General features: G+C 61.8%; 26 protein-coding genes and 1 pseudogene. 23 read left to right on the top strand and 4 right to left on the bottom strand.

Annotation, left to right across the window (positions count from 1 at the left end):
- Positions 1 to 240 precede the first annotated feature (240 nt).
- The 19 genes and pseudogenes from HMPREF3087_RS06315 (at position 241) to HMPREF3087_RS06230 (ending at position 19,701) form a co-directional block, all read left to right on the top strand.
- Positions 241 to 3,219, top strand: coding sequence for an Rne/Rng family ribonuclease (locus HMPREF3087_RS06315; protein WP_070428498.1), 2,979 nt, complete (start codon positions 241 to 243; stop codon positions 3,217 to 3,219).
- Positions 3,220 to 3,222: 3 nt separating this feature from the next.
- Positions 3,223 to 4,836 (top strand): 4-alpha-glucanotransferase, encoded by a 1,614-nt coding sequence (locus tag HMPREF3087_RS06310; protein WP_070428497.1) that lies wholly within the window; start codon positions 3,223 to 3,225, stop codon positions 4,834 to 4,836.
- Positions 4,820 to 5,125, top strand: a complete 306-nt coding sequence (locus HMPREF3087_RS06305; RefSeq protein WP_070428496.1) for a chorismate mutase — start codon at positions 4,820 to 4,822, stop codon at positions 5,123 to 5,125. Before HMPREF3087_RS06310 ends, HMPREF3087_RS06305 begins: the two co-directional genes overlap by 17 nt.
- 153 nt (positions 5,126 to 5,278) lie before the next feature.
- Complete coding sequence (rplU, locus tag HMPREF3087_RS06300; protein WP_019175393.1) at positions 5,279 to 5,587, top strand: 50S ribosomal protein L21; 309 nt, start codon at positions 5,279 to 5,281, stop codon at positions 5,585 to 5,587.
- Positions 5,588 to 5,610: 23 nt separating this feature from the next.
- Entirely contained in the window at positions 5,611 to 5,862 is a 252-nt protein-coding gene (gene rpmA / locus HMPREF3087_RS06295; protein WP_070428495.1) for a 50S ribosomal protein L27, read from the top strand.
- Between the two features lie 66 nt (positions 5,863 to 5,928).
- Positions 5,929 to 7,455 (top strand): GTPase ObgE, encoded by a 1,527-nt coding sequence (gene obgE / locus HMPREF3087_RS06290; RefSeq protein ID WP_070428494.1) that lies wholly within the window; start codon positions 5,929 to 5,931, stop codon positions 7,453 to 7,455.
- Between the two features lie 3 nt (positions 7,456 to 7,458).
- Complete coding sequence (proB, locus tag HMPREF3087_RS06285; RefSeq protein WP_070428493.1) at positions 7,459 to 8,595, top strand: glutamate 5-kinase; 1,137 nt, start codon at positions 7,459 to 7,461, stop codon at positions 8,593 to 8,595.
- Position 8,596: 1 nt separating this feature from the next.
- Positions 8,597 to 9,886, top strand: a complete 1,290-nt coding sequence (locus HMPREF3087_RS06280; protein WP_070428492.1) for a glutamate-5-semialdehyde dehydrogenase — start codon at positions 8,597 to 8,599, stop codon at positions 9,884 to 9,886.
- Positions 9,887 to 9,969: 83 nt separating this feature from the next.
- Positions 9,970 to 10,122, top strand: a complete 153-nt coding sequence (locus HMPREF3087_RS10625) for a hypothetical protein (RefSeq protein WP_176745019.1) — start codon at positions 9,970 to 9,972, stop codon at positions 10,120 to 10,122.
- Entirely contained in the window at positions 10,122 to 10,730 is a 609-nt protein-coding gene (nadD, locus tag HMPREF3087_RS06275; RefSeq protein ID WP_370919325.1) for a nicotinate-nucleotide adenylyltransferase, read from the top strand. The genes HMPREF3087_RS10625 and nadD overlap by 1 nt, the downstream gene beginning before the upstream one ends.
- Complete coding sequence (locus HMPREF3087_RS06270; protein ID WP_070428490.1) at positions 10,723 to 11,976, top strand: hypothetical protein; 1,254 nt, start codon at positions 10,723 to 10,725, stop codon at positions 11,974 to 11,976. Before nadD ends, HMPREF3087_RS06270 begins: the two co-directional genes overlap by 8 nt.
- Positions 11,977 to 11,990: 14 nt before the next feature.
- The gene (gene rsfS, locus HMPREF3087_RS06265) at positions 11,991 to 12,371 is read left to right on the top strand and encodes a ribosome silencing factor (RefSeq protein ID WP_070428489.1); all 381 of its coding nucleotides are present in this window, start codon (positions 11,991 to 11,993) and stop codon (positions 12,369 to 12,371) included.
- Positions 12,372 to 12,428: 57 nt separating this feature from the next.
- Entirely contained in the window at positions 12,429 to 13,598 is a 1,170-nt protein-coding gene (locus HMPREF3087_RS06260; protein WP_070428488.1) for a glycosyltransferase family 4 protein, read from the top strand.
- A 99-nt stretch (positions 13,599 to 13,697) separates the two neighbouring features.
- Positions 13,698 to 16,763: a DUF4040 family protein gene (locus HMPREF3087_RS06255; protein ID WP_070428487.1), complete on the top strand. Its 3,066-nt coding sequence runs from the start codon at positions 13,698 to 13,700 to the stop codon at positions 16,761 to 16,763.
- Positions 16,760 to 17,083: pseudogene (locus HMPREF3087_RS06250) on the top strand (sodium:proton antiporter); the annotation flags it as partial. The gene HMPREF3087_RS06255 and the pseudogene HMPREF3087_RS06250, both read left to right, overlap by 4 nt.
- An 80-nt stretch (positions 17,084 to 17,163) precedes the next feature.
- Complete coding sequence (locus HMPREF3087_RS06245) at positions 17,164 to 18,690, top strand: proton-conducting transporter transmembrane domain-containing protein (RefSeq protein ID WP_019175382.1); 1,527 nt, start codon at positions 17,164 to 17,166, stop codon at positions 18,688 to 18,690.
- Positions 18,687 to 19,052 carry a Na+/H+ antiporter subunit E gene (locus HMPREF3087_RS06240; RefSeq protein ID WP_239232590.1) on the top strand — a complete coding sequence of 122 codons (366 nt, stop codon included), beginning with the start codon at positions 18,687 to 18,689 and terminating at the stop codon, positions 19,050 to 19,052. The genes HMPREF3087_RS06245 and HMPREF3087_RS06240 overlap by 4 nt, the downstream gene beginning before the upstream one ends.
- Positions 19,049 to 19,309, top strand: a complete 261-nt coding sequence (locus HMPREF3087_RS06235; protein ID WP_019175380.1) for a monovalent cation/H+ antiporter complex subunit F — start codon at positions 19,049 to 19,051, stop codon at positions 19,307 to 19,309. The genes HMPREF3087_RS06240 and HMPREF3087_RS06235 overlap by 4 nt, the downstream gene beginning before the upstream one ends.
- A complete protein-coding gene (locus tag HMPREF3087_RS06230) occupies positions 19,309 to 19,701 on the top strand; it encodes a cation:proton antiporter (protein WP_061942603.1) in 393 nt (130 codons plus the stop codon). Before HMPREF3087_RS06235 ends, HMPREF3087_RS06230 begins: the two co-directional genes overlap by 1 nt.
- Positions 19,702 to 19,867: 166 nt before the next feature.
- On the opposite strand, the gene HMPREF3087_RS06225 is transcribed toward HMPREF3087_RS06230, so the two are convergent.
- Both HMPREF3087_RS06225 and HMPREF3087_RS06220 read right to left on the bottom strand, forming a co-directional pair.
- Entirely contained in the window at positions 19,868 to 20,152 is a 285-nt protein-coding gene (locus tag HMPREF3087_RS06225) for an antibiotic biosynthesis monooxygenase family protein (protein ID WP_062021621.1), read from the bottom strand.
- A 29-nt stretch (positions 20,153 to 20,181) separates the two neighbouring features.
- A complete protein-coding gene (locus HMPREF3087_RS06220) occupies positions 20,182 to 21,042 on the bottom strand; it encodes an alpha/beta fold hydrolase (protein WP_070423680.1) in 861 nt (286 codons plus the stop codon).
- A gap of 188 nt (positions 21,043 to 21,230) precedes the next feature.
- Between HMPREF3087_RS06220 and HMPREF3087_RS06215 the strand changes: the two genes are divergently transcribed.
- The 4 genes from HMPREF3087_RS06215 to HMPREF3087_RS06200 are packed head-to-tail and all read left to right on the top strand — an operon-like array spanning position 21,231 to position 24,829.
- Complete coding sequence (locus tag HMPREF3087_RS06215) at positions 21,231 to 22,169, top strand: metal ABC transporter substrate-binding protein (protein ID WP_019175376.1); 939 nt, start codon at positions 21,231 to 21,233, stop codon at positions 22,167 to 22,169.
- An 11-nt stretch (positions 22,170 to 22,180) separates the two neighbouring features.
- Positions 22,181 to 22,969 (top strand): metal ABC transporter ATP-binding protein, encoded by a 789-nt coding sequence (locus HMPREF3087_RS06210; RefSeq protein ID WP_062021614.1) that lies wholly within the window; start codon positions 22,181 to 22,183, stop codon positions 22,967 to 22,969.
- On the top strand, positions 22,956 to 23,912 hold the full coding sequence (locus tag HMPREF3087_RS06205; protein ID WP_062021611.1) for a metal ABC transporter permease: 957 nt from the start codon (positions 22,956 to 22,958) through the stop codon (positions 23,910 to 23,912). Before HMPREF3087_RS06210 ends, HMPREF3087_RS06205 begins: the two co-directional genes overlap by 14 nt.
- On the top strand, positions 23,909 to 24,829 hold the full coding sequence (locus HMPREF3087_RS06200) for a metal ABC transporter permease (protein ID WP_070428486.1): 921 nt from the start codon (positions 23,909 to 23,911) through the stop codon (positions 24,827 to 24,829). The genes HMPREF3087_RS06205 and HMPREF3087_RS06200 overlap by 4 nt, the downstream gene beginning before the upstream one ends.
- Positions 24,830 to 24,930: 101 nt before the next feature.
- Here HMPREF3087_RS06200 and HMPREF3087_RS06195 read toward each other — a convergent pair whose 3' ends face one another.
- On the bottom strand, positions 24,931 to 25,149 hold the full coding sequence (locus HMPREF3087_RS06195) for a hypothetical protein (protein WP_070516603.1): 219 nt from the start codon (positions 25,147 to 25,149) through the stop codon (positions 24,931 to 24,933).
- A 252-nt stretch (positions 25,150 to 25,401) separates the two neighbouring features.
- Positions 25,402 to 26,421, bottom strand: a complete 1,020-nt coding sequence (adhP, locus tag HMPREF3087_RS06190) for an alcohol dehydrogenase AdhP (protein ID WP_061942615.1) — start codon at positions 26,419 to 26,421, stop codon at positions 25,402 to 25,404.
- Positions 26,422 to 26,760 lie beyond the last annotated feature (339 nt).

The following is a 26,760-nucleotide window of genomic DNA, read 5'->3' as shown; positions in this document are numbered from 1 at the left end:
CGGATTCAGTGTCGTCCCAGGTGCGCTGTGACATAATGAGCATCAGAGCTCCGGCAGAGCAACCGCGCCGGGTGTGCTTCCACCTCTCCGAAGAATTTCGGCCAGGTTCAAGATGAAGCCCTGGGCCACCGCGCTGAGCATTCGCGCGAGCCCACAGCAGCTCACAGACTTTTGTGATTATGACAAGGACATGATCCCGGTCGCGGACGTTGCACCGCTCGATCGGGACAGGAGTTTTCAATGAGTGACACAGTGGATCCCACAGAGGGAATCCTTTCCGACCTCGAAGCGCTGCGCCAGCAGTCCCAGGGACGCCAGACGCAGGCGGAAGACGACAGCCGTCGCGCAGAGCTTTTGGAGTCGATCGCCGACAAAGCCGGCCAGAAGCGCAATGCTGAAAGCCGCGGCGAAAGCCAGGACGAACCGACAGAAGATCGGGTTGACGACACCGCAGACGTCGACGATTCCGAAGAAGAACACGACCGCGACGCAGAAGACAGCGCTGAGAACGAAGCTGACGACAAAGCTGGCAAAACAGCGTTTTCGGGCGGCCTGTTCTCCAACGCGGCCCAGCCGGAGGTCGCCGGTCTGCCGGTGAGTGCGGCATCCGCCGAACTGCAGACCGCACCCGCTTTCTCCGCACGGGCATCTGAGGATTACGACGACACCGAGGTTGTCCCCGTCACCGCTCCGGCCGGCGGTGCGCTGCTGTTCCAGCAGCCGAAGGCCGAACTGGGCGTTCAGGTGGATCCCGACTGGAAACCCGAAGACGATGACTACGACGATTCGGACGACACCGAGGACTCCGGCGACACTGATTCCGACGGCGGTTCCAACGACGACGAAGGCGGCCGCGAAGGCGGTCGACGCCGCCGTCGGCGCGGTGGTCGAGGTCGGCGCTCACGCTCGCGCGATGACCGTGACGACAACGACGATTCGCACGATGATTCGGACGACTCGAACGACTCCGGTTCCGACAGCCGCCGACGCGGCCGTGACGAACACGGCAGTCGCGGAGACAGCGATCACGACAGCCGCACAGTGGACTCCGACGACAACGAAGGCAATGACAACGACGGCGACAGCGGTCGCAGGCGCCGTCGCACACGCCGCCGTGAGCGCGGAAGCCGCCGCACCACCTCGCTCGAAAGCGAAGTCACGGGTATCCGCGGGTCCTCGCGCGTAGAGGCGAAGCGCCAGCGCCGTCGGGAAGGCCGGGCCGCTGGGCGACGTCGTCCCGTCATCACGGAAGCTGAATTCCTGGCCCGCCGCGAATCGGTTGAACGCGCAATGATCGTGCGCGAAAAAGACGGCCGTACGCAGCTCGTTGTCACCGAAGACGGCATTGCCGTCGAACACTACCTGTCGGAGAAGCGCCAGCAGTCCTCGCTCATCGGCAATGTGTACCTGGGCCGCGTGCAGAACGTTCTGCCCAGCATGGAAGCAGCCTTTGTCGACATCGGCAAGGGACGCAACGCCGTGTTGTATGCCGGTGAAGTCAACTGGGACGCCCTCGGCATGGACGGCAAACCCCGCCGCATCGAAGTCGCCCTTAACCCCGGCGACCCCGTGCTCGTCCAGGTGACAAAGGACCCCGTTGGGCACAAGGGCGCGCGCCTGACCGCGCAGATCTCTCTGCCCGGCCGCTTCCTTGTGTACGTCCCCGGCAACCAGATGACCGGCATTTCGCGCAAACTGCCCGACAGTGAGCGCAGCCGCCTTAAGTCGATCCTGAGAGACGCCGTCCCAGACGGCTCCGGCGTCATCGTGCGCACAGCCGCAGAAGGCGCCTCGGAAGACGACCTGCGTCAGGACATCGAACGCCTGCACAAGCGCTGGGAGACGATCGAGGGCAAGTCCTCGTCCACCAAGGTGCGTGCACCGGAACTCCTGTACAGCGAACCGGACATGATGGTCCGCATCATCCGCGATGTCTTCAACGAAGACTTCAGCGAACTCGTGATCGACGGAAACCGCATGTGGGACGTCATCACCGAATACGTCGAATCCGTGGCACCCGACCTGCGGGATCGCGTATCCCGCTACGAAGGTGACGACGACATCTTCGACCACTACCGCGTGTCCGAACAGATCGACAAGGCGCTCAATCGCAAGGTCAACCTGCCCTCAGGCGGTTCGCTCGTCATCGACCGCACAGAGGCGATGACCGTCATCGACGTCAACACCGGCAAGTTCACCGGCTCCGGCGGATCCCTCGAAGAGACCGTCACGAAGAACAACCTCGAAGCGGCAGAAGAAGTCATCCGCCAGCTGCGTCTGCGCGATATCGGCGGCATCATCGTCGTCGACTTCATCGACATGGTGCTTGAATCCAACCGCGACCTCGTGGTTCGCCGCCTGGTCGAATGCCTGGGCCGCGACCGCACCAAACACCAGGTGGCCGAAGTGACCTCGCTCGGGCTCGTCCAGATGACCCGCAAGCGCATCGGCACGGGCCTGGCCGAAGGTCTCGCGGCAGCCGGGGAAGACCTCTCCGGACGCGGCCTTATGCTGCCGGGCACCGAACCGGACCACTCCGGCCGCCAGTACAAGTCGCGCCGCAAGAACCGCGACAACAAGGACAACTCGCGCGGTTCGCACAACAACTCCTCCGGCAGCCAGCAGTCTGAAGAAGACGAAAAGCGCAGCCGGGAGTCCCAGAAGGCCATGGCGGCCATCGCCAAGGCCACCATTCGGGACCACGAGGAACCTCAAGCACCCGCCGAAGCAGACGAGCCAGCGGCCACGTCTGGTGACACGCCTGATGCTTCGCCTGACGCGGCAGAAGCGGCGAAGACACCGGCAGCCAGCGCTGAGCACACCGGTGAGGCCGCGTCCGACGATGGCGAACAGCGCGAACGCCGCGCGCGTCGTCGCCGCGGAACCCGCGGAGGCGGCCGTCGCATCAAATCGGCCGAGCCGGCTGAGAACACCGAAAACCCTGTCGGTGACGGTACAGGCGACAACGATGCAGACAGCAGCTCCGGCAGCGAGGCTGAAGCGGACTCGGCTGCCCGTAAGCAGGCTGAGCCCGTCAGCATGCCGACACCGGAATCGGAAGGTCTGCTCATGATCGGCGGGGCTTCGCAGACGCGCATCCAAAAAGCAGTTCAGGAACCGGAGCCCAGGCCTGAGGAAGCTCCGAAGAAGCAGGAGCCGAAGAAGCCCCAAGCGCCTGCTGAACCGGAACCGCCCATCCTCATCATCGGCCAGGACTGACCCGTGGCGGGGATCCTGCAGTCGGACATGACCGGCGGGATGCGCCAGCTGGCCGCCCTGCTCGGCATCGACGGAGAACGCGATGTCGCGGGCCGGCCGCTGTCTGATGACCAGCTGGCCGCCGCGCTGCATGTTCTCGGCTTCACCGCCGAGGACAGCAGCGAACTGCAGATCCTCATCGACCGCGAAAACCGCCGGCAGTGGCTCTCCGCCCTGCCGGCGGCTGTCGTTGCCGAAGCCGGCCATTCGGCGGCAATACCCGTGCGAACCTCCGACCCCGCCACCGCATCGGTGTCGACAGTCGGACTCAGCGGCGAACCGGTTCCCGCGAACATCACCCCGACGATTACCGGAACGCAGACCGTGACGGTGGCAGGCGCCTCGGAAGTCCGGCACGAGTTCACAGCGATTATGCCTCCACGTGAGACGGGTATTGGCGAAATCACGTGCGCGGTCGACGGCGCAGTCAGCCATACACCCCTGATGGTGAGTGAAGCTGCAGTGCAGCCAGGTGAGCGAGGCTTCGATCTGCACCTGGCATCAGCCCGCATGGGGCGTTCGTGGGGTGTGGGCGACTTCGCCGACCTGCGCGACATTGCGGTGCAGGCCGCCGCGGCCGGTGCCGAAACAATCATGCTTTCCCCGGTGACTGCGTCTGCCGGATACGACCCATTCGACGTGGAGAGCCGGTGTGCTCTCGATCCGCTGTACATCAGCATCACCGACACCCCGGAATACGGAACCGCGCAGAATGCGACACGAACGGCGGTGCGGGCGCTGGGCGTTGACTTGCTGGAAAGCTCCTCTCGCAACACACCGATGAACCCCGAACTGGTGCGCGAACGCAAACTTCGCGCGCTTCTGGCGCTGTACGAAGTTCCAGTGCGCACAAGCAGGCACGCTGAGTTCGCGTCTTTTTGCGCGCAGGCTGGGCCCGGGCTGCGCGGATGGGCGGTGTACAGGGCTATGCGGATGGATGCGTCGGTGCCCGAATCATCCGATGCGCGTGAAGTTCATATTTTTCAGGAGGAGCGATCCGACCTCGTCGACTTCTGGCTGTGGGTGCAGTTCATCGCCCGTGAGCAGTTCACTGCGGCTGTCGCGGCTCCGGCGCAGCTGGGCTTTGACCTGCGGGTTGCGGTGCGGCTGCCGAAGGCAGGCCGTGTCGACGCGTGGGCTCTGCCCCAGACTGTGCTCAGCATTGACGAGGGGGAGCGCTGCTGGATGCGGGGCGTGCTTGCGGATGCGGACGCTGCCGACGCGTCACTGGAGCCCCTGGAAGACACAGCTTTTCTGCTGGCAGGGGCCGATGTGATCACGGGAGCCGACTTCGAGACCGTTCCGGCCGCGGACACAGAGATTCGAATAGCAGAACCTGTTCTTCCCACGGCCATGGGTGCTCTTGCCAGCAGGTACGGCGGACGGCGCGTTCTTGACCGACAGCTGGAGGACTTCGCTGACCTTATGGGGGACAGAAGGCCGCGAAGCGAGCTGCCGTGGAGAGTTCCCGTGTGCGAAAACGGAAGAGATCCGCTCACGTCCCGTTCGCTGGGTGAACACCTCCGAAAGTGGGCCGCATCCGCCGGTAGCATTGGGTTCCATGACGGAGATTCCTGAAGAGCTGCAGCAGCTGCGCGACAGCATCGACAACCTTGATGCTGTGCTCATCCACATCATGGCCGAACGGTTCAAGCTCACTGAGAAAGTCGGCCACCTCAAAGCGTTCCAACAGCTGCCGCCGGCGGACCCCGAACGCGAACAGCGTCAGCTGGAACGTCTGCGCTCATTGGCCGAAGCCAGCGGACTTGACCCGGAATTCGCAGAGGAGCTGCTGGGTTTCACGGTTGCGCACGTCATCCGCCGCCACCAGCGGATCGCGGAACAAGAGGCTCGCCAGTCGCTTTGACTTTCGGGGGCTGTGAAGATTAAGATTGCAGGTCGGTGCAATCGCATCACGGCGGACTTTTCCTCCTAATGGGCCATGGGCCAAGGGAAAGTCGCCGGTACGAATGGGAGTGGTGGAAACAGCCGCTCACAGCAGAAAAGAAGGGGACTGTTTATGGTCTACGCCATTGTCCGCGTCGGTGGTCACCAGGAAAAGGTGTCTGTCGGCGATGTCATCACCGTCAACCGGATCAAAGCCGAAGCCGGGGACTCCGTCGATCTTGACGTCGTTCTCCACGTGGACGGCGACACCGTAACCCACGCCCCGGAAGACGTGGCCAAGCTCAAGGTCAGCGCTGAAGTCGTCGACGAGCTCCGCGGCCCCAAGATCGTCATCCAGAAGTACAAGAACAAGACCGGCTACAAGCGTCGTCAGGGCCACCGCCAGGAACTCACGCGCCTCAAGATCACCGGCATCAAGTAAGCAGAACCCAGGAGTACTGAACTATGGCAACTAAGAAGGGTGCGAGCTCCACTCGCAACGGTCGTGATTCCAACGCCAAGCGCCTGGGTGTCAAGCGCTTCGGCGGTCAGCTGGTGAACAACGGCGAAATCCTCGTTCGCCAGCGCGGAACCAAATTCCACCCCGGCGTCAACGTCGGACGCGGTGGCGACGACACACTGTTCGCGCTTGCTACGGGAACCGTGGAATTCGGTCAGAAGCGCGGCCGCAAGACGGTCAGCGTCATTGCTGAATAACAGAGTTTAGAATTGTGGGGCGAGTCGCAAAGCGGCTCGCCCCACATTCATTAGAAAGGGAATGCCGTGGCTGTCGAGTTCGTCGATCGCGTGACTCTTTTCCTCGCTGCCGGAAACGGGGGCGACGGGTGCACGTCTGTGCGTCGCGAGAAGTTCAAACCGCTGGGCGGACCCGATGGCGGCAACGGCGGAGACGGCGGCGACATCATCTTCGAAGTCGACCCGCAGACCACCACGCTGCTGAGCTATCACCGCTCACCGCATATCAAAGCCGACAACGGCGCGGCCGGCTCCGGAGACCTGCGGCACGGAGCGAAGGCGGGCGACCGTATCGTCCCCGTGCCCAACGGCACTGTCGTCAAGAGCCGTGATGGCGAAATCCTTGCAGACCTCGTGGGTGCCGGCGCACGCTATGTTGCCGCTTCGGGTGGTCGCGGCGGCCTGGGCAATGCGGCTCTCGCGTCGACCAAACGCAAAGCTCCCGGCTTCCACCTGCTGGGAACGCCGGGCGAAGAAGTCGATGTTGTCCTCGAACTGAAGACCGTCGCTGACATTGCGCTGGTCGGCTATCCGTCGGCCGGCAAGTCGAGCCTGATCGCAGCGCTGTCTGCCGCAAAGCCGAAAATCGCGGACTACCCGTTCACGACTCTCGTTCCCAACCTGGGTGTCGTTCAGGCCGGCAACACGCGCTTCACGGTCGCGGACGTTCCCGGTCTCATTCCCGGTGCTGCTCAGGGCAAAGGCCTTGGGCTGGATTTCCTGCGCCACATTGAGCGCTGTGCGGCTATCGTGCACGTGATCGACATGGCGACGTGGGAACCCGAGCGCGACCCCGTGAGCGACCTCAAAACGATTGAGGCTGAACTCGCTGCCTACGAAGTCGACGTCGACTCCAGCGGGGATCTGCTGCCGCTCACTCAGCGCCCAACCCTGGTCGCGTTGAACAAAACTGACATCCCTGACGGCAAAGACCTTGCCGACATCGTGCGGGCTGAATTGAATGAAGCGGGCTACCGCACGTTCGACATTTCGGCTGTGTCGCACGAAGGGCTGAAAGAGCTGTCCTACGCGATGGCTGAAATCGTGCTTGAAGAGCGCAGCCGGCGAGCAGAGCTCGATGACGAACCTGCCCGCCAGGTCATCCGGCCAGCAGCGGTCGATCGCGGCGGGTCATTCACGATCACACCTGAAAACGGACCTGAAGGCCCCGTGTATCGAGTTCGCGGAGACAAGCCGGAACGCTGGATCCTGCAGACAGACTTCACGAATGACGAGGCCATCGGCTACCTCGGGGACCGCCTGCAGAGGCTCGGCGTCGAGGACGAACTCTTCAAGCAGGGGGCACACCCCGGCGACACGATTGTCATCGGTCCGGGCGAAGACGCTGTCGTCTTCGACTGGGATCCCACACTTCTGGGCGGGGGAGAGCCCCTGGGCAAACGCGGCAGCGACTCGCGTCTTGAAGAGAATCGCCGTGCTTCGCGCGCTGAGCGCAAGGCCGCTTTCCACGAGCGCATGGACGCAAAGGCCGCCGCGCGTGCGGAACTCGAAGCTGAGCGCCTGGCCGAAAAGGCGCAGCGGGAGGCTGAATAGCCGTTGACTGATGCAGCAGCAGTGCGCGACTCCATCCGTCGCGCCGAAACAATCGTCGTCAAGGTCGGATCGTCGTCGATCACCGACGAAGGGGGCCTCAACCGCGCGCGTCTGGTTGAGCTGACTGACATCATCGGCAAACTGCACGATGCGGGCAAGAGGGTCATCCTCGTGACCTCCGGGGCTGTTGCCACGGGTCTGGGCCCCATGCCGATCGAGCAGCGGCCTTCTGACCTGCCGACCCTGCAGGCTGCCGCTGCTGTTGGCCAGAGCCTTCTCATGACGGCCTACACGGAAGAACTCGCTGGCCACGGGGTGGTGACAGCGCAGGTTCTCTTGACGGTGGACGACATGGTGCGCCGCTCGACCTACCGCAACGCACAGAACACCATCAACCGTCTGCTGGCGATGAATATTCTGCCGATCGTCAACGAAAACGACGCGGTGGCAACGGACGAACTGCGCTTCGGTGACAACGACCGTCTGGCCGCGCTGGTTGCGCAGATGGCACACGCAGAGGCTCTCGTTCTGCTATCAGATGTGTCGTCGCTCCTGTCGGCGCCTCCGGAAGACCCTTCGGCGGTGCGCATTCCCTTTGTGGCCGGTCCTGAGGATCTCGCCTCGCTTACCATCGGCGGCAGCGGCAGTGCTGTCGGCACTGGCGGCATGGCGACAAAGGTCCATGCTGCGGTGATCGCGGCAGACTCCGGGATTCCCAGCGTCCTGACGTCTTTTGATCTGGCAGTCTCTGCTGTTCGCGGGGAGGACGTGGGCACGTACTTCGGTCCCACGCACTCCAGGCGCCAGACGCGTTTGCTGTGGCTTGCGCACCTTGCTGAGCCGGCGGGTTCCATTCGGGTCGATGCCGGTGCGGCCAAAGCCCTCACCGAGGGTGGCAAATCACTTCTGGCTGCGGGTGTTGTTGATGTTTCAGGCCGCTTCGCAGCCGGCGAGCCGGTCGATATTGTTGATCCGCGCGGAACGCGCTTGGCGCGCGGACTCCCGAACTTCAGTGCGGACGAACTTCCCCAGATGTTCGGTCTGAGCAAGAGTGAACTCGGTCGCCGCTTCGGCGTATCGTTCCAAAGGGAAGTCGTTCACCGAAACGACATGATTCTGACAAAGAACGGGACAGTGTGACATGACGGAAACCACTGACATCGATCCCAAGATCGAACGGGCGGTCACGCGCGTTGCCGCGGCTGCCAAAACCGCCTCGGCGGTTGTGTCGACCGCATCGACCAAGGACAAGAACGCGGCTCTCGAGGCGATCGCGCAGACCTTGGAAGACAACATCGACGACATCGTGGCAGCAAGTGCCGAAGACCTCGAAACCGCAAAGAAGCGCGGTTTTTCGGATTCGCTGCTCGATCGCCTTGAACTCAACGAACAGCGCGTGCGCGGCATTGCGGCCGCTGTGCGACACGTGATCGGTCTGGCTGACCCGGTTGGGGACATCGTCAGCGGCCGTACCCTGCCCAACGGCATCAACCTCATGCAGAAGCGTGTGCCCATGGGCGTTATCGGCGCGATATACGAGGCACGGCCGAACGTCACCGTTGACATTGCGGCTCTCGCCATCAAGGCAGGCAACGCGGTGATCCTGCGCGGCGGTTCCGCGGCGATTTCGGCGAACACTCTGCTGGTTGAGCTTCTGCGCAAGGCCGTGGCCTCTGCAGGTCTGCCGGCCGACACCGTTTCGAGCATCGATTCGTGGGGCCGCGAAGGGGCCGCGGTGCTGATGCAGGCACGTGACTACGTTGATCTGCTTATTCCGCGCGGAGGCCCGGAACTCATCCAGCGCGTCGTACACGACTCCATCGTGCCCGTCATTGAAACGGGTGCCGGCAACACCCACATGTTCATTGACTCTTCTGCACACGTCCGGATGGCCTCGGACCTTGTGCTCAATGCGAAGACTCACCGCCCGAGCGTGTGCAACGCGCTGGAAACACTGCTGGTGCACGAAAAGGCCGCCCGCCGTGTGCTGCCGAAGATCCTCGAGCGACTGCACGAGGCGGGGGTCACCATCCACGGTGATTCTGATGTTGCCGAATGCGCTCCGGAGGGCGTCCGGATCGGCCGTGTCACGCGCCGCGATTGGGCTAAGGAGTACCACGACCTTGAAATCGCGGTGCGGATCGTGTCGGACATCGACGAGGCGATCGAACACATTCGCGCCTACTCGACCGGCCACACCGATGTCATCGTGACCAACACGATCGCCAACGCCGACATCTTCGTCGACGCCATCGACTCCGCCGTCGTCGGGGTCAATGTGTCGACGAGGTTCACCGACGGCGGCGAATTCGGGCTGGGAGCAGAAGTTGGAATCTCCACTCAGAAGCTCCACGCGCGCGGCCCCATGGGGCTTGCAGAGCTCACAACCACCAAGTGGGTCATGCGCGGTTCAGGCCAGATCCGCAGCTGATTTCGACACGCCGAGCGGTACCGTCTGCCAACGGGTAAAGTGTTGCCCAAACAGACCACTCACACCTACATACAGGAGAAACAGTGAACGAGATTCTTCTCGCAGCAGCAGAACACGCGCACGAAGGCGCTGAACTTCCCATGGACCCGATCTGGTACGGCGCTACCGCGCTGGGCACCCTGCTGTTCCTGGGAATCGTCACTCTCAGCTGGAAGGGCATTTCCTACCGCCACTGATGATGAACCACGAAGCGCGCAGGGTCGGAGTGATGGGCGGAACATTCGATCCCATCCACAACGGCCACCTGGTTGCCGCCAGCGAAGTCGCGGCAAGGTTCGGGCTGGACGAAGTCATCTTCGTCCCCACGGGGCGCCCGTGGCAGAAGACCGGCAAGAACGTCAGCGATGCCGAGCATCGCTACCTCATGACCGTGATCGCCACGGCGTCCAACCCGCGCTTCACCGTTTCCCGCGTCGATGTCGATCGACCGGGAAACACCTACACGATCGACACTCTGCGCGATCTCGCTGAAAAACTCGGCGAGGGCACCGAGATGTTCTTCATCACGGGTGCCGACGCGCTTGCCCAGATCCTGTCGTGGAAAGAAGTCGACGAGCTTTTTCAGCTCGCACATTTCGTCGGAGTCAGCCGACCCGGACACGAACTGTCGTCAGAAGGGCTTCCCCAGGACGGCGTGAGCCTCCTGCAGATCCCCGCACTGGCGATTTCGTCGACCGACTGTCGCGACAGGGTGCTTGACGACCTCCCGGTGTGGTACCTCGTACCGGACGGCGTCGTGCAATACATCGCAAAACACAACCTCTACAGGAGTGAAATTGGCTGAGCAGTACCGAACCCGACGCGAACGGCGGGAAGCTGAACGCCGTGCCGCGGAAGCCGCAGCTGCTGCCCAGGACTCCGCAGAAGGTTCAGTCGAAGACAGTCCGAAAGAAGAGCCGGCACCGGCCAAGCTGACAGTCAAACCGCAGACACCCGCAACGGCGCCCGCCGCACCGGCCACATCGGCACGCCCAGTCGAACCTGCACCCGCCCGCCCTGCACAGCAGATGCAGGACACGCAGCAGACCCAGCAGGCGCCTCGCGTTCAGAATGAGCCTGACCCGCGCCCCACCGAAAAGATGGCTCCCATCGGTACCGTGCCAGCGCCGGCTCCTGCAAAACCAGAAGCGGTTCCCGGTGAACCGGAGGCCCCCAGCGCACCGGCTACCCGGGCCGCAACTTCGTCTGAAAAGCCTGAAATGCCGCAGTTCCAAACCAGGGCTGAACGCCGACGCTACATGCGCGAACACGGACTTGAGCCGGCCCCCGTCGACGCGGACCAGGCGCCGCAGGAGTCCTCGCCGGCGCCCACGAAGCCAGTCGAGACTCAGCAGAAGGAAGCGCAGGCGGACAAGAGCCCCGCTCCCGTCGTGAAGAAGGCTCCTGTGACGCAGGCTCCTGGCGCACAGCAGAGCCCCGAACCGGAAACCGCTGAAACCCAGGTGGAAAAAGCCGTCGACGCTCCGAAGAGCCAAGACGACGCTCCGAAGGCTCCCGAAGCTCCGAAGGGCCAAGACGACGCTGCGAAGGCTCCCGAGGCCCCGAAGTCGGAAGACTGGGTGGCTCGCCGACAGGCCGCGAGTAAGCCGCGGGAACGCCGCGCACCCGTAGTCAAGCCCAATACGCAGGGCATCAAGGTTGTCTCCGCGCCTTCTGCCGCCCCCGGCGTCGCTGAAGCCAAGGACGGCCACGGCAGCGCCGATCACGACGTCAAGCCTGCCGTAAACAGCAAGGCCGCACCCGAAAAATCTCAGCCGGGCCAGGACTTCCGCCGTGCCGCATCCGGTCCTGCGACCATGCCGATTGAATCGGTCGCCATTTCGCCCGAAGAAAGCCAGATGCTCCAGGCTGATGAAGGCGAAGAGGTCGAGAACCCTCCCGCAGGCCCCATGAAAGCCCGTGACATCACCTACGGCGACGGAGAGATTCTCGTCGGCGATCGTCCATCCGCGCTTCCTTACATTGTCCTGGGGGTCGGTGGCCTTGTGGCCATCATCCTCATCGTCATCGCCCTCATCATGCTCTTCTGAACAGAAAGGTCACAGTGCCCGCAACTGACATGGCAAAAGAGCTGGCCCGCACGGCCGCTCAGGCAGCATCCGACAGGCTCGCAACTGACATCACCGCAATCGACGTCGCAGATAATCTGGTGCTCACAGATGCCTTTGTCATCGCATCAGCATCCAACGAACGACAGGTGCACGCTGTCGTTGACAACATCGAAGAACAGCTGCTGCGCAGGCACCAGATCAAGCCGATTCGCCGTGAGGGCACTGGAGAGAACCGGTGGGTGCTCGTCGACTTCGGCGACATCACTGTGCACGTGTTCCACGAAGACGACAGGGAATACTACGGCCTCGACAAACTGTGGGGCGACTGCGCGACTATCGAGCTCCCGGAGCTCGAAGCGCAGAACGCGCAGTGACCTCCCGCTTTACCTCGGTGCGCCCGGGCGCCTTCTCATCGTGAACAAGGCGGTTTTGTGAAGTTCCTGTTGGTGTGCGATTACGACCTCGACTATGTCGGCGGGGCACAGACGGCTTTTCTTACGCAGGCAGGGGCTCTGCACGATGCCGGGCACAGTGTGGCCGTCATGGCGCCCCGTGCGCGCCAGGCACCGGGTCTCCCTGAGGTCGAGGTGATCAACCCGCCGAGCACGGTCCGCATTCCCGGTGCGGGTCTGCCGGTGTACTTCTTCGGTCGCGGTTTGGCGCGCTGGATGAGGCGGGTGCTGATGGCAGCTGCGCCGGATGTGGTCATTGTGCATTCGGAATTCGGGCTTGCCGCTGCGGCCGTCGCAACCGCCAAGAGCTTGGGGATCGTCACACTGCACACGGTGCACACTTTCTTTTGGCAAGCACCTAAGTCGGCTGGGCCGGCCGTACCTGCGATGCGAGGCCTCTACCGGCTTTTCACTCGGCAGAAGACCCCGAAGTCAAGGCTTGCTGACCGGCCTGCAGATTCAGCCTTGCGAGCGATGACTCTGGCCATGGCCCAGCACGCTGATGTCGTCCTCTCACCGTCGAAGCACCAGGCACAGAAGCTGATTGAGGCCGGTGCCGGCAACGTTGTCGTTCTGTCGAACGCCGCCAAGCGGACAGCGCACACCCGTCCTCTGCCTCGGCAGGTTCCGCTTCGGTTGGCGTGGGTCGGCCGCTTTGCTCCGGAAAAGCGTCTCGATGTTGCCCTTGAAGCCATGCAGATCCTTCTTGATCGCCAAGTGCCGGTGCTGCTCGAGGTCGCAGGCGGTGATCTTGACTGTCACCCGGCAAATGTCCGCTGCATAGGAACGGTTTCCCCGCAGCAGGTTGAGCAGCTGCTGGTGCGCAGTCACCTTGCGGTGCAGACCTCATTGGGCTTCGATAACCAGCCGATGGTCATGATCGAGGCGTGCGCTGCGAGTCGCGGCATTGTTGTAAGCGACCCCGTGCTGGCGCGGGAGTTCGGAGATGCGACGATCCTCGCGTCTTCGCCGGACGCACAGGGTCTGGCAGACACTCTTGAAGCAGTTGTGGCTGAATGGTCAACGGTCGAAACCGCCGCGCGGGCGGCGGGGGAGAGAGCAAGCAACTCTGCTCCGGCAGCTCACGCGCAGAAGCTGGTTGAGCTCGTCGCGGCCGAATGCAGGAGGCAGGCTCAGCAGGGCTCTTAAGCACAACGAGGACCCTGGACCGGTTTCAGAGCACTGCCTGATGCCGGAGGTCGGGCTTGGTCCCGCCCGGATTGGTGATGGAGTCACGGCGCCGCTAAGATGTCCCTGACCTTTACCGATTCGCCGATGATGAAAGGCGCCTACGTGGAACTCGCATCGACACTTGGACTGTTGGGTGCGGTTGTTGTCCTCGTACCGCTCATTACGCGATTCTTCGGGCGCAATTCCGGCTGGATCATCGGAGCGGCATACATCGCAGCCGCGGTTGTCTTCACTCCTGCTGCAGCCGCAGTCTTTGCCGGCGGCACGCCATCGTGGTCTGTTGCCTGGGTCCCGGCGCTGGGCGCACGTGCCGCGCTGCAAGCCGATGGGCTCGGCGTCATCTTCACCTACATTGCGCTTCTCATCGGTGCGGTCGTGCTGTTCTATTCGACCCGCTATTTCCCGCCGGGCCGCACGACGAGCTTCTACTGGCTGATGGCGACCTTCACCTTCGCCATGGTCGGCCTCGTCCTCGCAGATGACCTCTTCCTGCTGTTTGTGTGCTGGGAAGTCACGTCGTTGGCCTCGTTTATGCTGATTGCCCGTTCGGGCCCGGCCGCATGGGCGCCGTCGCTGCGCACCATGTTTATGACGTTCTTCGGCGGTGTCCTGCTGTTGGCCGCAGTTGCGCTCATCGCGATGACGACGGGCACGACCTCTGTGTCAGGGGCTTTGGCTTCAAGTGCCTGGTCGGATCTTCCGTGGCTTGCTCCGACGGCCGCTGTTTTGGTGGCGGTCGCGGCGTTTACGAAGTCGGCTCAGTTCCCGTTCCACGCGTGGCTGCCTGATGCGATGGCGGCCGCCACTCCGGTGAGTGCCTATCTGCATGCCGCGGCCGTTGTGAAGGCCGGTATTTTCCTGCTGTTTCGCTTTTCGCCCGCGTTCCATGACGTTGTCGTGTGGAATGTTCTGCTCACCACGGTGGGGCTCATCACGGTTGCTGTGGGCGGCTGGTTGGCGCTGACACAGGACGACGTCAAGAAGCTCATGGCGTTTTCCACGGTCAGCCAGCTGGGCCTCATTGTGGCGGCTGTTGGAGTTGGCACTCCGCTTGCGCTGACCGCCGGTCTTCTGCACGTTGTTGCCCACGCGATGTTCAAGTCGGGCCTGTTCATGATGGTCGGCGTCATCGACCACATCGGGCACACGCGGATCTTCGGCTCCATTCCGAAGCTTGCGCGTATTGCTCCCTTCAGTTTTGCCGTCACCGTCATCGGTGCGGCCTCCATGGCTGGCATTCCGCCTCTGATGGGCTTTGTGTCGAAGGAGGCGATCTTCTCCGGTCTGCTGTCAGCGGGTTCGGTCGCTGGTGTGGTTGCGCTCATCGCAGCGGCACTGGCATCGATTTTCACGATCGCCTACTGCGTGCGGATAGTGTTCGGTGCGTTCATTGACGGTCCGGAAGTCGACAAGTCTGAGCTCAGCCCGTCCGACCCGGTCATGTTCACCTTCGCAGCCCTGCCGATCCTCGCATCCGTTCCGCTCGTCTTCTCTCTTGGCAGCCTCGAACGGTTCCTCACACCCGGTGTGGCTTCGTCTCTTGGTGAATCGGCAGATGTGCACCTGTCCCTGTGGCACGGATTCAATCTGGAACTTGCCGCGAGCATCGTCATCATCATCGCGGGTCTGGTTGTCATTGCCTTCCGCAGCAGGGTGTTTGCCGCTTTTGCCAAGTCCGGCCCGCCCATCACCACCGCGCAGGTTCTGCGCGGCATTCAGGGTGTCTTCCGCCGCTGTGGTGTGGTTCTCAACCGCTTCATCGGCTCCGAACGCGCGCTGCCGCACCTCACAGCTTCGTTTACGCTGCTTGCGATTGTCGTCTACGGCGGAGCGATTGCCGTTTTCGCCTCCGGTGGTGTGCCGCCCCTGCAGAAGAACCTCAACCGCACAATGGACGTTGTGCTCATGCTCGTCATCGGCTTTGCGGTGTTGTCGGTCTGCATGGCCCGTTCGCGCCTGACGGCCACCATTTCGCTTTCCGCCGTCGGTATTTTGGCCACCGTGCAGCTCATGGCCCTTGGCGCACCGGATGTCACGCTGACTCAGCTGCTGGTCGAAGCCATGACGATCATCGTCTTCATGCTCGTTCTGCAGAAGCTGCCGAAGACCTTCTGGCGCTACCCCAAGCGCAAGCAGTTCGGCCGTGCTGTCTTCGCCGTTGTCGTCGGAGGCGCCATGGCTCTCGTGACGTTCCTCGTGTCCGGCCGTCGCGAGCGGTCCGAGATCGCCATGAAGTACCTCCACGAAGCCCCCGAAATCTCCGGTGGTGACAACATCGTCAACACGATCCTCGTGGAGTTCCGAGCCCTGGACACCCTCGGCGAACTCACTGTTCTCGGTATGGCCGGCATCGCGATCGTCGCTGTCATGTCGTCCGTCCGCGATCGCTACATCGACCCGCCGGCCTCCGAAATCGCAGAAGTTCCGCGTAAGCCGTGGGTTGCCGTGCGGCCCAAGGGCACCGTTGCGCACCGCGCGGTCTTCGAAGCCTGGCCCAACCTCGTTGCTCTGCGCCTCACGTTCAAGGTTGCGGCACCGATTCTTGCCCTGACGTCGTTCATCATCTTCATGCGCGGTCACAATGAGCCCGGTGGCGGCTTTATTGCCGCTCTGGTTGGTTCAGCGATTATCGGCTTGGCTTACATGGCCACATCGAACGACCGTGCTATCGGTCCGCCGCGCCTGCCGCTGTACCTGATCGGCGGCGGTGTCATGACTGCGGTGATGACCGGCTTCCTCAACTTGGTGATGACAGGTTCGTTCCTCGAGCCAGCCCACGGTCACTTCGCTGGGCAGCACTGGACCACGTCGATGATCTTCGATGTCGGTGTCTACCTCGCGGTTGTCGGCCTCATCCTCGTGTCCTTCAACCTGCTGGGCACTTCGGACTCCGCCTTCACGCCGGCCGGTTCGGACGTTCTCACCGGTGGTCGTATGCACCGTGACGTCGACTTCGAACGTACGCGCGAACGCACAGACGAAATGGTTCACGGTGAACTCTCCGGTCCGCTTGAGGCAGTCCGGGCGCAAAGGCCGACAGCCCGGCAGCGCCTGCGGCCCGGCAGGAGCTTGGGCGTTGTTGATCAGCAGGAAGCAGACCAGAAGAACGGAGGCCGACAGTGATTCTTTCGATCACCATCGGAATCCTGACCGCCGGCGGGGTGTACCTCATGATGCAGCGGTCGATGGTCCGCGCCGTTTTCGGCTTGGCACTCGTTTCGCACGCCGCCAACTTCGCACTGCTGGCTTCCGGCGTTTCTGCGTGGCGCCACGAACCGCTGGGCGGCCGGTCCCTTCCGGCTGATGCGGCTGACCCGCTTCCGCAGGCCTTTGTGCTTACTGCGATCGTCATTACGCTGGCGGTGACCATCTTCATGCTTGCTCTGGCTGTTCTCGGCCACGATGACGACCAGAAGACGATCCCCGAAACGGGGGAAATCCGCGAAGGTGATGTCACTGAGGACGAACTGCTGAGCGACTCGGCTCTTGCCGAGGTGAAGCAGGGACTCAGGGAGGGCGAAGCATGAGTGCCGCTCTTCTCACAGTTCTTGTTGGGCTGCCGCTTTTCGGCACCGCCCTGACTGTTCTCATCCGTCGCCGCTGGCTCGACATCGTCGCAATGCTCGGCATTCCGCTCATCAATGCGGCAGCCGCTGTGTACATGCTGATGGCGACGATCGACGGGAGCGTCTACGCAGAGAACGTCGGCGCCTATGAGGGCGGTCTGGCCATTCCGTTTGTTGTCGATGCGTTCTCAGCTCTCATGGTGCTGGTCACGTCACTTGCCGCGGTGGTGTGCTGCTGGTTCCTCGTCGTGACCGGCGAAGATCAGTACAGGTTCCTGCCGTCACTTGTGCTCATGATGATGGCCGGCGTCACCGGAGCGTTCCTCACCGGCGACCTCTTCAACTTCTTCGTCATGGTTGAGGTCATGGTTCTTCCCAGCTATGCCCTCATCGCTGTGACGGGTACGTGGAAGCGCTTGGGCGTGGGCCGTATGTTCGTCATGGTCAACCTGCTGACCTCGACGCTTCTGGTCATCGGCGTTGGATTTGTCTATGCCGCACTGGGCACCGTCAACATCGCCGTGCTCGCGCAGATGGGCATGAACGGTGACATTACTGCCCAGGGCGGTCTGGGCCTGGCAATTGTCGTGACTGCTCTCGGCATCAAAGCGGGCTTTGTTCCCGTCCACGGATGGCTCGTTCGGTCCTACCCGGACACGTCTGCTGGCATGATGGCCCTGTTCTCGGCTCTGCACACAAAGGTCGGCCTCTACGGCATATACCGCGTGTACACCGTGGCCTACGGTTCGACGAACTCGTGGCAGATCCCTCTTGCGATCGTCGCCGTTGTCACGATTCTGACCGCGACCCTGTCGGCATGGGGCATCAACCGCATGCGCAATGTGCTTGCGTTCATGATGACCGACGGTGTCGGCCACATCCTCATCGGTGCTTCTCTGCTGACAGTTGCATCGCTTTCGGCCGGTATGTTCTACATGGTCCACCACATCATCACGATGGCCGGTCTGCTGCTGCTGACCGGAGCGATTGAACAGACCTACGGTACAGGCGCTTTCCGCCGCCTGTCTGGCCTGGCTTTCCGCGATCGCTGGACTGCGGTGTTCTACGTACTGGGTCTGCTTTCTCTTGTCGGCCTGCCGCCGACATCTGGCCTGTGGGGCAAGCTCGGCATCGTGCGCTCAGCGGCAGAGAACCCCGGACCGCTCGGCTTCACCTTCATTGGGGTTATCGTGCTTGGCGCCTGCATTACGGTGCTGGCCCTGCAGCGCATGTGGCGCAACACCTTCTGGGGTGGCGCTATGAGCAGCTACCGTCCAGACTCTTCGAGCACCGGTCGCGCGGCCTTGACAGACCTGCCCGCTGACGTGCGGATCCCCGCCAAACTTCTGGCTCCGGGCGCGTCGCTCATCGTCGTGTCCGTTGCCCTGTTCTTCGGCGCCGGCGCTCTTGCCGAAGTCACAAACGCCGCAGCCGAATCCATGCTTGACTACGCTCCCTACGTCGAGGCGGTGCTGGGACGATGATGAAGCCTCTGCGCCTGATTGCCTACGCCCTGTGGATCTTCAAGGAGATCCTCCTGGGTACGTGGGATGTTCTGTCAAACCTGCCGCGCAAACCCTACGGCAACCCGATGATCGTTCAGCTGCCGCTGCGCTGCGTCACCGATTTTGAAATCACGTCAATGGCCCAGTCGATCACGATCACGCCGGGCACCCTCGTGGTCGCAACGGCATCCGGCACGTCGAAGACGCCGCCGACGCTGTTCGTCCACTCGCTGTTCGGGGACTCCGAACAGGAAGTGCTCGACGGCCTTTACGACATGGAGGACAGGCTGCTCAAAGCCCTGCGCGGCGAAGTTCCTCCGCGAAGGAGCGATCAGCAGTGACTGTCATCATCTGGATCTGCATCGGCATTCTCGCCTGCACGATCGTTTTGGGTCTCATCCGTGTTCTCACCGCTAAGGAAAGCGGTTCGCGGGCGATCATCGGTGACCTCGTCTACTTCTGCGCGGTCGGCATTCTGGTGTTCATCGCGATGCTCGTGAACCTCTCTATTCTGTTAGATGTGATCTTCCTGGCGTCGCTGCTGGGCATTCTGTCGACAATTGCGCTTTCGCGAATTCTCACCAGGGGGCACCGCTGATGCAAACCCTCGCCGTCGTTCTCGTGGGCATCTTCGGGATTGGGGGAAGCCTCATCCTGCTGGGCACCGTTATTGCCATGTTCCGTGCGCGCGATGCTCTCAGTCGGATCAATGTGTTCTCGCCGGGCACCGGCCTGGCCATGCCGATGATCCTCGCCTCGGCTTATGTCTTCACGCTCAGCACTGAGGGCTTTAAGATTCTGCACCTGATCATGGCCATCCTGGGCTTCCTGTCCCTGATCGTCGTATCGAGTGTCGCCTCGAACGTGCTGTCGCGTGCCGTTTACGTGTCCGGTTCGCCTGTCAGCCGCAAAACTGTGGTCAACCGTCTGGCCGAACCCGGTCGTCTGCGGGATGCCGCAGACGTCGATGAGTTCAAGCCCTACGACTGATCCCGGCTGCTGAGCTCTGCGCCATCGGGAATCGTGTACCCGACGCCTGTCAGCACACACGACAGAAACAGCGAACGCAGAACAGCCCGCACACATGACAAAGCCGGCGTTCTCGTAAGGACGCCGGCTTTGGTCTGTTAGAGCTTAGGGAGTGTCAGTCGAGTCTTCAGTCGAATTCGACGATTTCGAACTCCAGCAGGCCTTCCTGTTTGGAAAGGGACTCATTGGGTCCGCGGTGGGTGCGCTGGGCAGCCCACGCCTGGAAGGACTCTTCGGAGTCCCACTGGGTCACGATGTAGTAGGACTCGGTTCCCGCTGTGGGGCGGAGCATTTGGAAGCCTTCGAAGCCCGGGGCCTGGTCGACACTGTGGGCTCGCTTAGCGAAGCGGGCTTCGAGTTCTTCGCCCTGTGCTTCGGGCACTGACAGAACGTTGATCTTCACTACCGACATGGTTCCTCCTGATGTCTGCGCGTGTGCCCTCAGTCTAGCCAGTTTTCTATCAACCGGGCGGTCTCGGCCGGTCTTTCATAGTGCACCAGGTGGCCCACACGAGGGAACTCATGGTGTTCGACGTTCGGCAGGCGTTTGACGAACGCGCGGGTGGTCCTGGGCGCAGCGATGGCGTCCGCCCTGCCGCTGATGACCAATACGGGCATAGTTAGCTGCGTTTCCACCTCGCGGACCGTGTGGTGAGTTGATACCCGGTAGGCATCTGCCAGTGATTTGCGGTCGCTGAAGCTGCTGAAGTGCTGCTGGTGCTGGTCGTGAATGAAACGACGGGTGTCGCGGTCGCGGCTGGTGGCCATGGCTTCGCTCATGAGTCGCACTGTCGGTCGGTTCTTCAGCAGGAAATTGCCGATCTTTTCAGGAGCGGCTTCGGCAATGCGGTAGTAGTTGTCGACCGTTACAGTGAGCAGCCTGCCCGGTCCTCGGTCGGGCAGGCTGACGATTGGGTTGATGAGCACGAGGGGTCTGGGCGCTCGTGCTTCAGCTGCAGTGTGTGCCGCCACGATCGAACCAAAGGAATGGCCCACCAGAACAGGCTGCTTCCCTGTCTGGTTTTCAATCCAGTCGGCAAGACCGCGAACAAATGACGTGTAGGTCTCAAGCGTCTGTTTGCCAGGCAGGGGAGGGGTCTGACCGAAGCCAGGCAGGTCGGGAATGAACGACTGTCGGCCTTTGATGTTTTCGGCAATGAACTGCAGGCCGTGGTGATCGCCTCGAAAACCGTGAATGAACAGCAGCGGCTGGCGCTGTGACGGTGTTCCGGTGGTCCAGATGTGTGCTTGTTCCCGCCCCGAGGGCAGTTGGAGGGCGACCTGTGTGTGTTCGAGTGCCATATGCCAACTGTAGTCTCCGAAAACAGAACACGAGGCGGAACGTGAGTTCCGCCTCGTGAGTTTTGGGAGCGCTCGACTCAGGTCGGATCTGCATAAACGGACACTTATTTGTTCGTGGCATTAGGTCATCCTAATTTGTGTTAAGCGAACTTAATATATGCGTGATTCGCGGCAACGAAAGGCAGAAAATGAAGCGACTCGGGTTCAAGCGCGCAATGGCGGGCATCGCAGGTGCGGTACTGGCAATGAGTGCGGTAGGTTGTGCCCCCTCCACGACGGGCAACGGTGAAGAGGGGCAGCTCAGCATCGTTGCCACCACCGGCTACTTGGGGGACGCGGCAAGGAACATCGCCCCCGACGCCGATGTCACCGTGCTCGTCAAGCCCGGGGGAGACCCTCACACTCAGCCTCTGACCACTCGTGACACCGAAAAGCTCGATTCAGCCGACGTCGTGCTGTGGACCAGCCGCGACATGGAGCACCAGATGATGGATCAGCTGGACAAGCTCGGCGACAAGCAGCTTGCCGCGGCTGGACAGCTTGACGAATCTGAGCTGCTGCCGTGGGAAGAGGACGGCAAGATCGAAGGCCATGACCCGCACGTGTGGAACTCACCCGACCTGTGGAAGCAGGTTGTGCAGGCCTCGGCAGAGAAGATCGGTGAGATCGACCCCGAAAACGCGGATCAGTACACGACTAACGCGGAAGAGTACAACAAGAAAATCGATGAAGTTGCGGCGGATGCGAAAGAAAAGCTCGAGCGGATTCCCAAAGAGAATCGCGTCCTTGTGACCGGACACGATGCGTTCAACTACCTGGGCAAGACCTACGACATGGAAATCTACGCAACAGACTTCGTGTCATCCGAATCCGAAATGTCGGCTGCTGAGATTGATGAACTTGCAAAGACGATTGCCGACCACAAGGTGCCGGTCATCTTCCAGGACAACCTGAAGAGCCCAGAGGCGATCAAACACCTCAAGCAGGCGGTCAAAGCGAAGGGGTGGGAGGTCGAGATCTCCGATAAGGAGCTCTACGCAGACTCACTGGGCGAATCCGCCCCGCTTGACACGTATCTCGGTGTTTTTGAACACAACGCAAATGCAATTGCAGAAGCCCTGAGCTGAACGGAGCATCGATGACAAACAGAGCTCGGGAAGCTGAACCCATTGCGGGAGCCCCAGCGTTGGAAGCGCGCGGACTGACAGCCGCGTATCACGACAAGCTCGCACTTGACGGCGTTGATCTCGCGGCTCCCGTTGGGGAAGTGCTTGCCATCATGGGCCCCAACGGTGCAGGCAAGTCGACTTTTCTGAAAGCAGCACTGGGACTGCTCAAACCCCTGGCGGGTACGGTGCAGTTCTTCGGTGGGTCGCTTTCGCAGATGCGCAGGCACGTGGGCTACATGCCCCAATCTGCGGATATCGACTGGGATTTCCCGGCAACAGTGCGCGATGTCGTCACGATGGGCCTGTACGGCGAAGTCGGGCTGTTCGGCCGCATCAACGCCAGCCGGCGTCAGCGGGTTGATGAAGCTCTGAACACCATGGGGATTGCGGATCTCGAAGGACAGCAGATCTCTGAACTGTCCGGCGGGCAGAAGCAGCGAACCTTTATGGCCCGCATCCTCGCACAGGACCCCGGCCTGTTTCTCCTCGACGAACCTCTGGCGGGCATCGACGCGTCGAGCGAAAAAGTCGTCCTCGAGGTCATTCGCCAGCTGCGCGCATCCGGCAAGACAGTCGTTGTTGTCCACCACGACCTGACGACAGTCCGCGATTTCTGCACTCGCGCCGCCGTTTTGAACAAGGGCCACTGTGTGCTCAGCGGGCCTGTTGACGAGGTGCTCGTAAGTCGGGAATTCAGCTCGGTCTACGGTTTCGGGACCATCATCACAGCGGAGGGAGGTCCCAGTGGAGACCGCTGATCTGCTGGCCGCGGGTTTCGTCGCACCGAGTGAGCTTCTGCTGAACTACACGTTCCGTACCATGCTCATCGGAACTGTTCTCGTGGGGTCCTTCTCGGGTGCGATGGGCTGTTTTCTGTATCTCCGCCGGCAGGCTCTCATTGCCGATGTCATCGGGCACTCGGCGGTCTTCGGCGTTGCTGCGGCCTTTGTCATCGCGGTTGCCGTACTTGGCGTGTCAGGCAGGTCGATGGTGACTCTGACGATCGGCGCGGTGATTTCCTCGTCTCTTGCGGCGTTTGCCGTGAATTGGATCAGCGGCACCCGCCTGGGCTCAGATGCAGCCATGGCCGGAGTTCTCGCTTTGTTCTACGGCAGCGGTATCGTGCTGCTGCGCTCGGCGTCGCTGTCGTCGCTGCCGGGCCGTGGGGGAATTGAAACGTATATCTTCGGCAATGCCGCAACCACAACGCACGAAGACCTGCTTGTGATCGCGGTGTGCGGCGGTGCGGCGCTGCTGACGGTCATCATCGGCTGGCGTGCTTTTGGGCTGTTCACCTTCGATCCGGTCTTTGCCCACACCCTGGGCTATCGGTCAGCCGTGCTCGGGCCAATCCTGGGGGTGGCGACAACAGTTGCCGTCGTCATCGGCGTGAAGTCAGTGGGGCTCATCCTCATGGTGGCGTTTGCGATTATGCCGGCAGCATCTGCTCGCCAGTGGACGGGAAGCCTCAGATCTATGGTGATGCTCGCAGGTTCTATCGGCGGCGCTGCCGGCGCCGTCGGGTCCTATGCCGCTGTCAGCTTCGGGCGAGTGCCGACAGGCCCGATTGTGGTGTTGGTGCTCTTCACAGTTTTCCTCGTGTCGGTTCTTTTTGCCCCGCGGCGCTCGGTTATCGGCAGGGCCATGCGTGCCCGGCGGAATGCAGCCCGGTTGGCTGTTGTGGGAGGTAATGGCAGATGAGCATTGCAGCGGCGACCGTGTTTTTGGCTGTTGCCACCGCGGTGACATGTGCTCTGCCCGGGGTGTTCTTGGTGCTGCGGCGCCAGTCAATGCTCGTTGACGCGATGTCTCACGCTGTTCTTCCCGGTGTTGTCATCGGGGCGATTGTGTCGGGCACAACCCATTCGCCGTGGATGATTGCAGCCGCTTCGGCCATGGGCATGATCGTGGTGCTCGGCTCTGAATGGCTGCGCCGGACCGGACTGATAGCACGAGGCGCCGATCAGGGGCTCATTTTTCCCGCTCTTTTCGCCGGTGGAGTGATTCTTCTGTCCACGAGCCTGAAGTCGGTGCACATCTGCGAGGACACCGTGCTGACGGGTGATTTGAACCTTATGGCTCTGCCGAGTGAACACGTGCTTGTCAGGGGAGTGAACCTCGGTCCGCAGACGGCGCTCATGCTTCTTGGTGTCTTCGCTGTCACGGCGATTTTCATCGCCTGCACCTACAGGGTGCTGTCCCTGGCGACTTTCGATCCGGTTCTGGCTCGCACCATGGGTCTGCCTGTTAGAACGGTTGACTACACGCTCATGGCTCTCGTGGCCGTAACTGTCGTGGTGGCGTTCAATGCCGCGGGCGCTATTCTCGTCGTCGCGCTCGTTGTGGTGCCGCCGGCGGTTGCGGTCCTGTTCGGCAATCGTCTGCCGGTCGTCATCGCACTGAGCCTCGTCATTGCTGTCATCAGCGCGGTGGCGGGCTTCTGGACGGCCTATGTGCTCGACCTGCCCACAGCTCCGCTCATGGCGGCTGTCAGCGGTGTGCTGCTTGTCAGCGCCGTGGCGTTTGTGAAGATCCGTTCGAGAGCAAGGGCAAAGGTACGAAGCTCCGGACGAGCCGCGGTTTCCATGAGTGCTGGCTCTAAGCTTTCCGGGCGTTGAGCAGAGAGTCGAGTTTTCCGGTCTCCTTTTTGCAGCAGTCCCTAAACAGAACACGAGGCGGAACCTGAGTTCCGCCTCGTGAGGGTTGGCTGTTGTTATCCTCAGTTTTTGAAGAAGCGGCCTTTCACCGCACACATTATGGCGACTCCGGCGGCAATGAGTGCTCCGATTCCGGAGATGGGAAAGATCAGCTCGGATGGCCCGCCGTAGATATTCGCATCGCGTTCCATTCCTGAAACGGTCCCCGATGCAATGAATGCGCCGAACAGTACGATGAAGGCTGCCAACGATAGCCAGAAGCCGATATTGGCTTTAGTCATGATGTCTCCTTCTTTTGCTTGATCTGCCGCGAACCTCGGAATCATTCGATCGGCTGTCGCTGATGCCAACTTCGTCGTTGACGTACGCCAATTCTACCGTCTTGGCTTCGATGCGCCTGTGAAATCTCTTGGATTTCATGCCGTGCGACTGGACTTTGCACTCAGTCGGCAGCCCCCGCCAACAGAACACGAGGCGGAACCTGAGTTCCGCCTCGTGAATCTTGGCTGCCGCTGGCGGCGGCAGGGGAGTGATCAGTATTCGATGACCACGCGGCCTTCGATCTTGCCGTCGCGCATCTCCTGGAAGACGTCGTTGATCTCCTCAAGACGGCGCGTGGAGAACGTCGGCTTGATCTTGCCGGCGGCGTAGAAGTCGAGAGCTTCGACCATGTCCTGACGCGTGCCGACGATCGAACCGCGGATCGTCAGACCAGCCAGGACGACGTTGAAGATCGACACGGAGAATTCGCCCGGCGGCAGACCGTTGAACACAATGGTTCCGCCGCGGCGTGACATGCCGATCGCCTGACTGAACGCCTGCTCGTGGACGGCGGTGACAAGCACACCGTGGGCTCCGCCGATCTTGTCCTGAATGGCCTGAGCGGGGTCTTCTGTCAGAGCATTGACGATGATTTCAGCGCCGTGCTTCTGAGCCAGAGCCAGCTTGTCTTCGGCAATGTCAACGGCGACCACGCGCAGTCCCATTGCGACAGCGTACTGGACAGCGATGTGTCCCAGTCCGCCGATGCCGGAGATGACAACCCACTGTCCGGGGCGAGTGTCGGTCATCTTCAGGCCCTTGTACACGGTCACACCGGCACAGAGCACGGGTGCGACCTCTTGAGGATCAGATCCTTCGGGAATGACCGGGGCGTAGCGGGTGTCGACGAGCATGTACTCACCGAAGGAGCCGTTGACGGAATAGCCGCCGTTTTCCTGCTGCTCGCACAGCGTTTCCCATCCCTGGCGGCAGTGTTCGCAGTGCCCGCACGCGCTCCACAGCCAGGCATTGCCGACCATGTCGCCGACCTTCACTGTGTGCTCGCCGGGGCCGAGCTTCTCGACGATGCCGACACCCTCGTGGCCGGGAATGAAGGGCGGGCTGGGCTTGACAGGCCAGTCGCCCTCCATGGCGTGCAGGTCTGTGTGGCAGACACCGGTGGCGATGAGCTTCACCAGCGCCTGGTGTTCGCCGGGTTCTGGCAGATTGGAATCAGAGACATTGAGGTTGTGACCGAACTCTTCGGCAACCGCTGCTTTCATGGTTGACATGGAAATTTCCTAACTCATCCGATGATGAACGTCGTTGTTGGTTGCGGATTAGGCGGATGTAGCCGCAGTCACCAGTCTTATAGATGAACGCGCATATGACCAGGGGTCTGCGGGAAGAACCAGGATGTTGCCATGGCAGTGAAATGCAGGAGAGTGGTATGCAGCGCGTGAGGGTGAGCCCAGGAAGTCGGTATGCAGGGCAGTGGCTCACAGTCAGTGCAGAGTGGCAGAAGGGGAAATGAAAAAGCCTCCGGGTGAACCGGAGGCTTTCTTACGAGTGCTGTCTCAAAGCTTCTCGAGTGGAGGATAGGGTGTCTGGTTTCAGGACATCGTTCACCC

This window comes from Brevibacterium sp. HMSC22B09 (assembly GCF_001806795.1).
Classification (GTDB): Bacteria; Actinomycetota; Actinomycetes; order Actinomycetales; family Brevibacteriaceae; genus Brevibacterium; species Brevibacterium ravenspurgense.
Note: the sequence above shows the minus strand (reverse complement) of the source record. Positions and strands in the feature narration are given on the sequence as shown.

What these genes read in the sequence shown, in the direction of transcription:
- nadD (WP_370919325.1), top strand. Translation starts at nt 10,122, where the DNA reads ATGATGAACCACGAAGCGCGCAGGGTCGGAGTGATGGGCGGAACATTC.
- HMPREF3087_RS06240 (WP_239232590.1), top strand. Translation starts at nt 18,687, where the DNA reads ATGATGAAGCCTCTGCGCCTGATTGCCTACGCCCTGTGGATCTTCAAG.
- rpmA (WP_070428495.1), top strand. Translation starts at nt 5,611, where the DNA reads ATGGCAACTAAGAAGGGTGCGAGCTCCACTCGCAACGGTCGTGATTCC.
- adhP (WP_061942615.1), bottom strand. Translation starts at nt 26,421, where the DNA reads ATGTCAACCATGAAAGCAGCGGTTGCCGAAGAGTTCGGTCACAACCTC.
- HMPREF3087_RS06200 (WP_070428486.1), top strand. Translation starts at nt 23,909, where the DNA reads ATGAGCATTGCAGCGGCGACCGTGTTTTTGGCTGTTGCCACCGCGGTG.
- HMPREF3087_RS06210 (WP_062021614.1), top strand. Translation starts at nt 22,181, where the DNA reads ATGACAAACAGAGCTCGGGAAGCTGAACCCATTGCGGGAGCCCCAGCG.
- HMPREF3087_RS06255 (WP_070428487.1), top strand. Translation starts at nt 13,698, where the DNA reads ATGTCCCTGACCTTTACCGATTCGCCGATGATGAAAGGCGCCTACGTG.
- HMPREF3087_RS06280 (WP_070428492.1), top strand. Translation starts at nt 8,597, where the DNA reads ATGACGGAAACCACTGACATCGATCCCAAGATCGAACGGGCGGTCACG.
- HMPREF3087_RS06245 (WP_019175382.1), top strand. Translation starts at nt 17,164, where the DNA reads ATGAGTGCCGCTCTTCTCACAGTTCTTGTTGGGCTGCCGCTTTTCGGC.
- HMPREF3087_RS06225 (WP_062021621.1), bottom strand. Translation starts at nt 20,152, where the DNA reads ATGTCGGTAGTGAAGATCAACGTTCTGTCAGTGCCCGAAGCACAGGGC.
- HMPREF3087_RS06195 (WP_070516603.1), bottom strand. Translation starts at nt 25,149, where the DNA reads ATGACTAAAGCCAATATCGGCTTCTGGCTATCGTTGGCAGCCTTCATC.
- rplU (WP_019175393.1), top strand. Translation starts at nt 5,279, where the DNA reads ATGGTCTACGCCATTGTCCGCGTCGGTGGTCACCAGGAAAAGGTGTCT.
- HMPREF3087_RS06230 (WP_061942603.1), top strand. Translation starts at nt 19,309, where the DNA reads ATGCAAACCCTCGCCGTCGTTCTCGTGGGCATCTTCGGGATTGGGGGA.
- HMPREF3087_RS06305 (WP_070428496.1), top strand. Translation starts at nt 4,820, where the DNA reads ATGACGGAGATTCCTGAAGAGCTGCAGCAGCTGCGCGACAGCATCGAC.
- HMPREF3087_RS06215 (WP_019175376.1), top strand. Translation starts at nt 21,231, where the DNA reads ATGAAGCGACTCGGGTTCAAGCGCGCAATGGCGGGCATCGCAGGTGCG.
- HMPREF3087_RS06220 (WP_070423680.1), bottom strand. Translation starts at nt 21,042, where the DNA reads ATGGCACTCGAACACACACAGGTCGCCCTCCAACTGCCCTCGGGGCGG.
- HMPREF3087_RS06315 (WP_070428498.1), top strand. Translation starts at nt 241, where the DNA reads ATGAGTGACACAGTGGATCCCACAGAGGGAATCCTTTCCGACCTCGAA.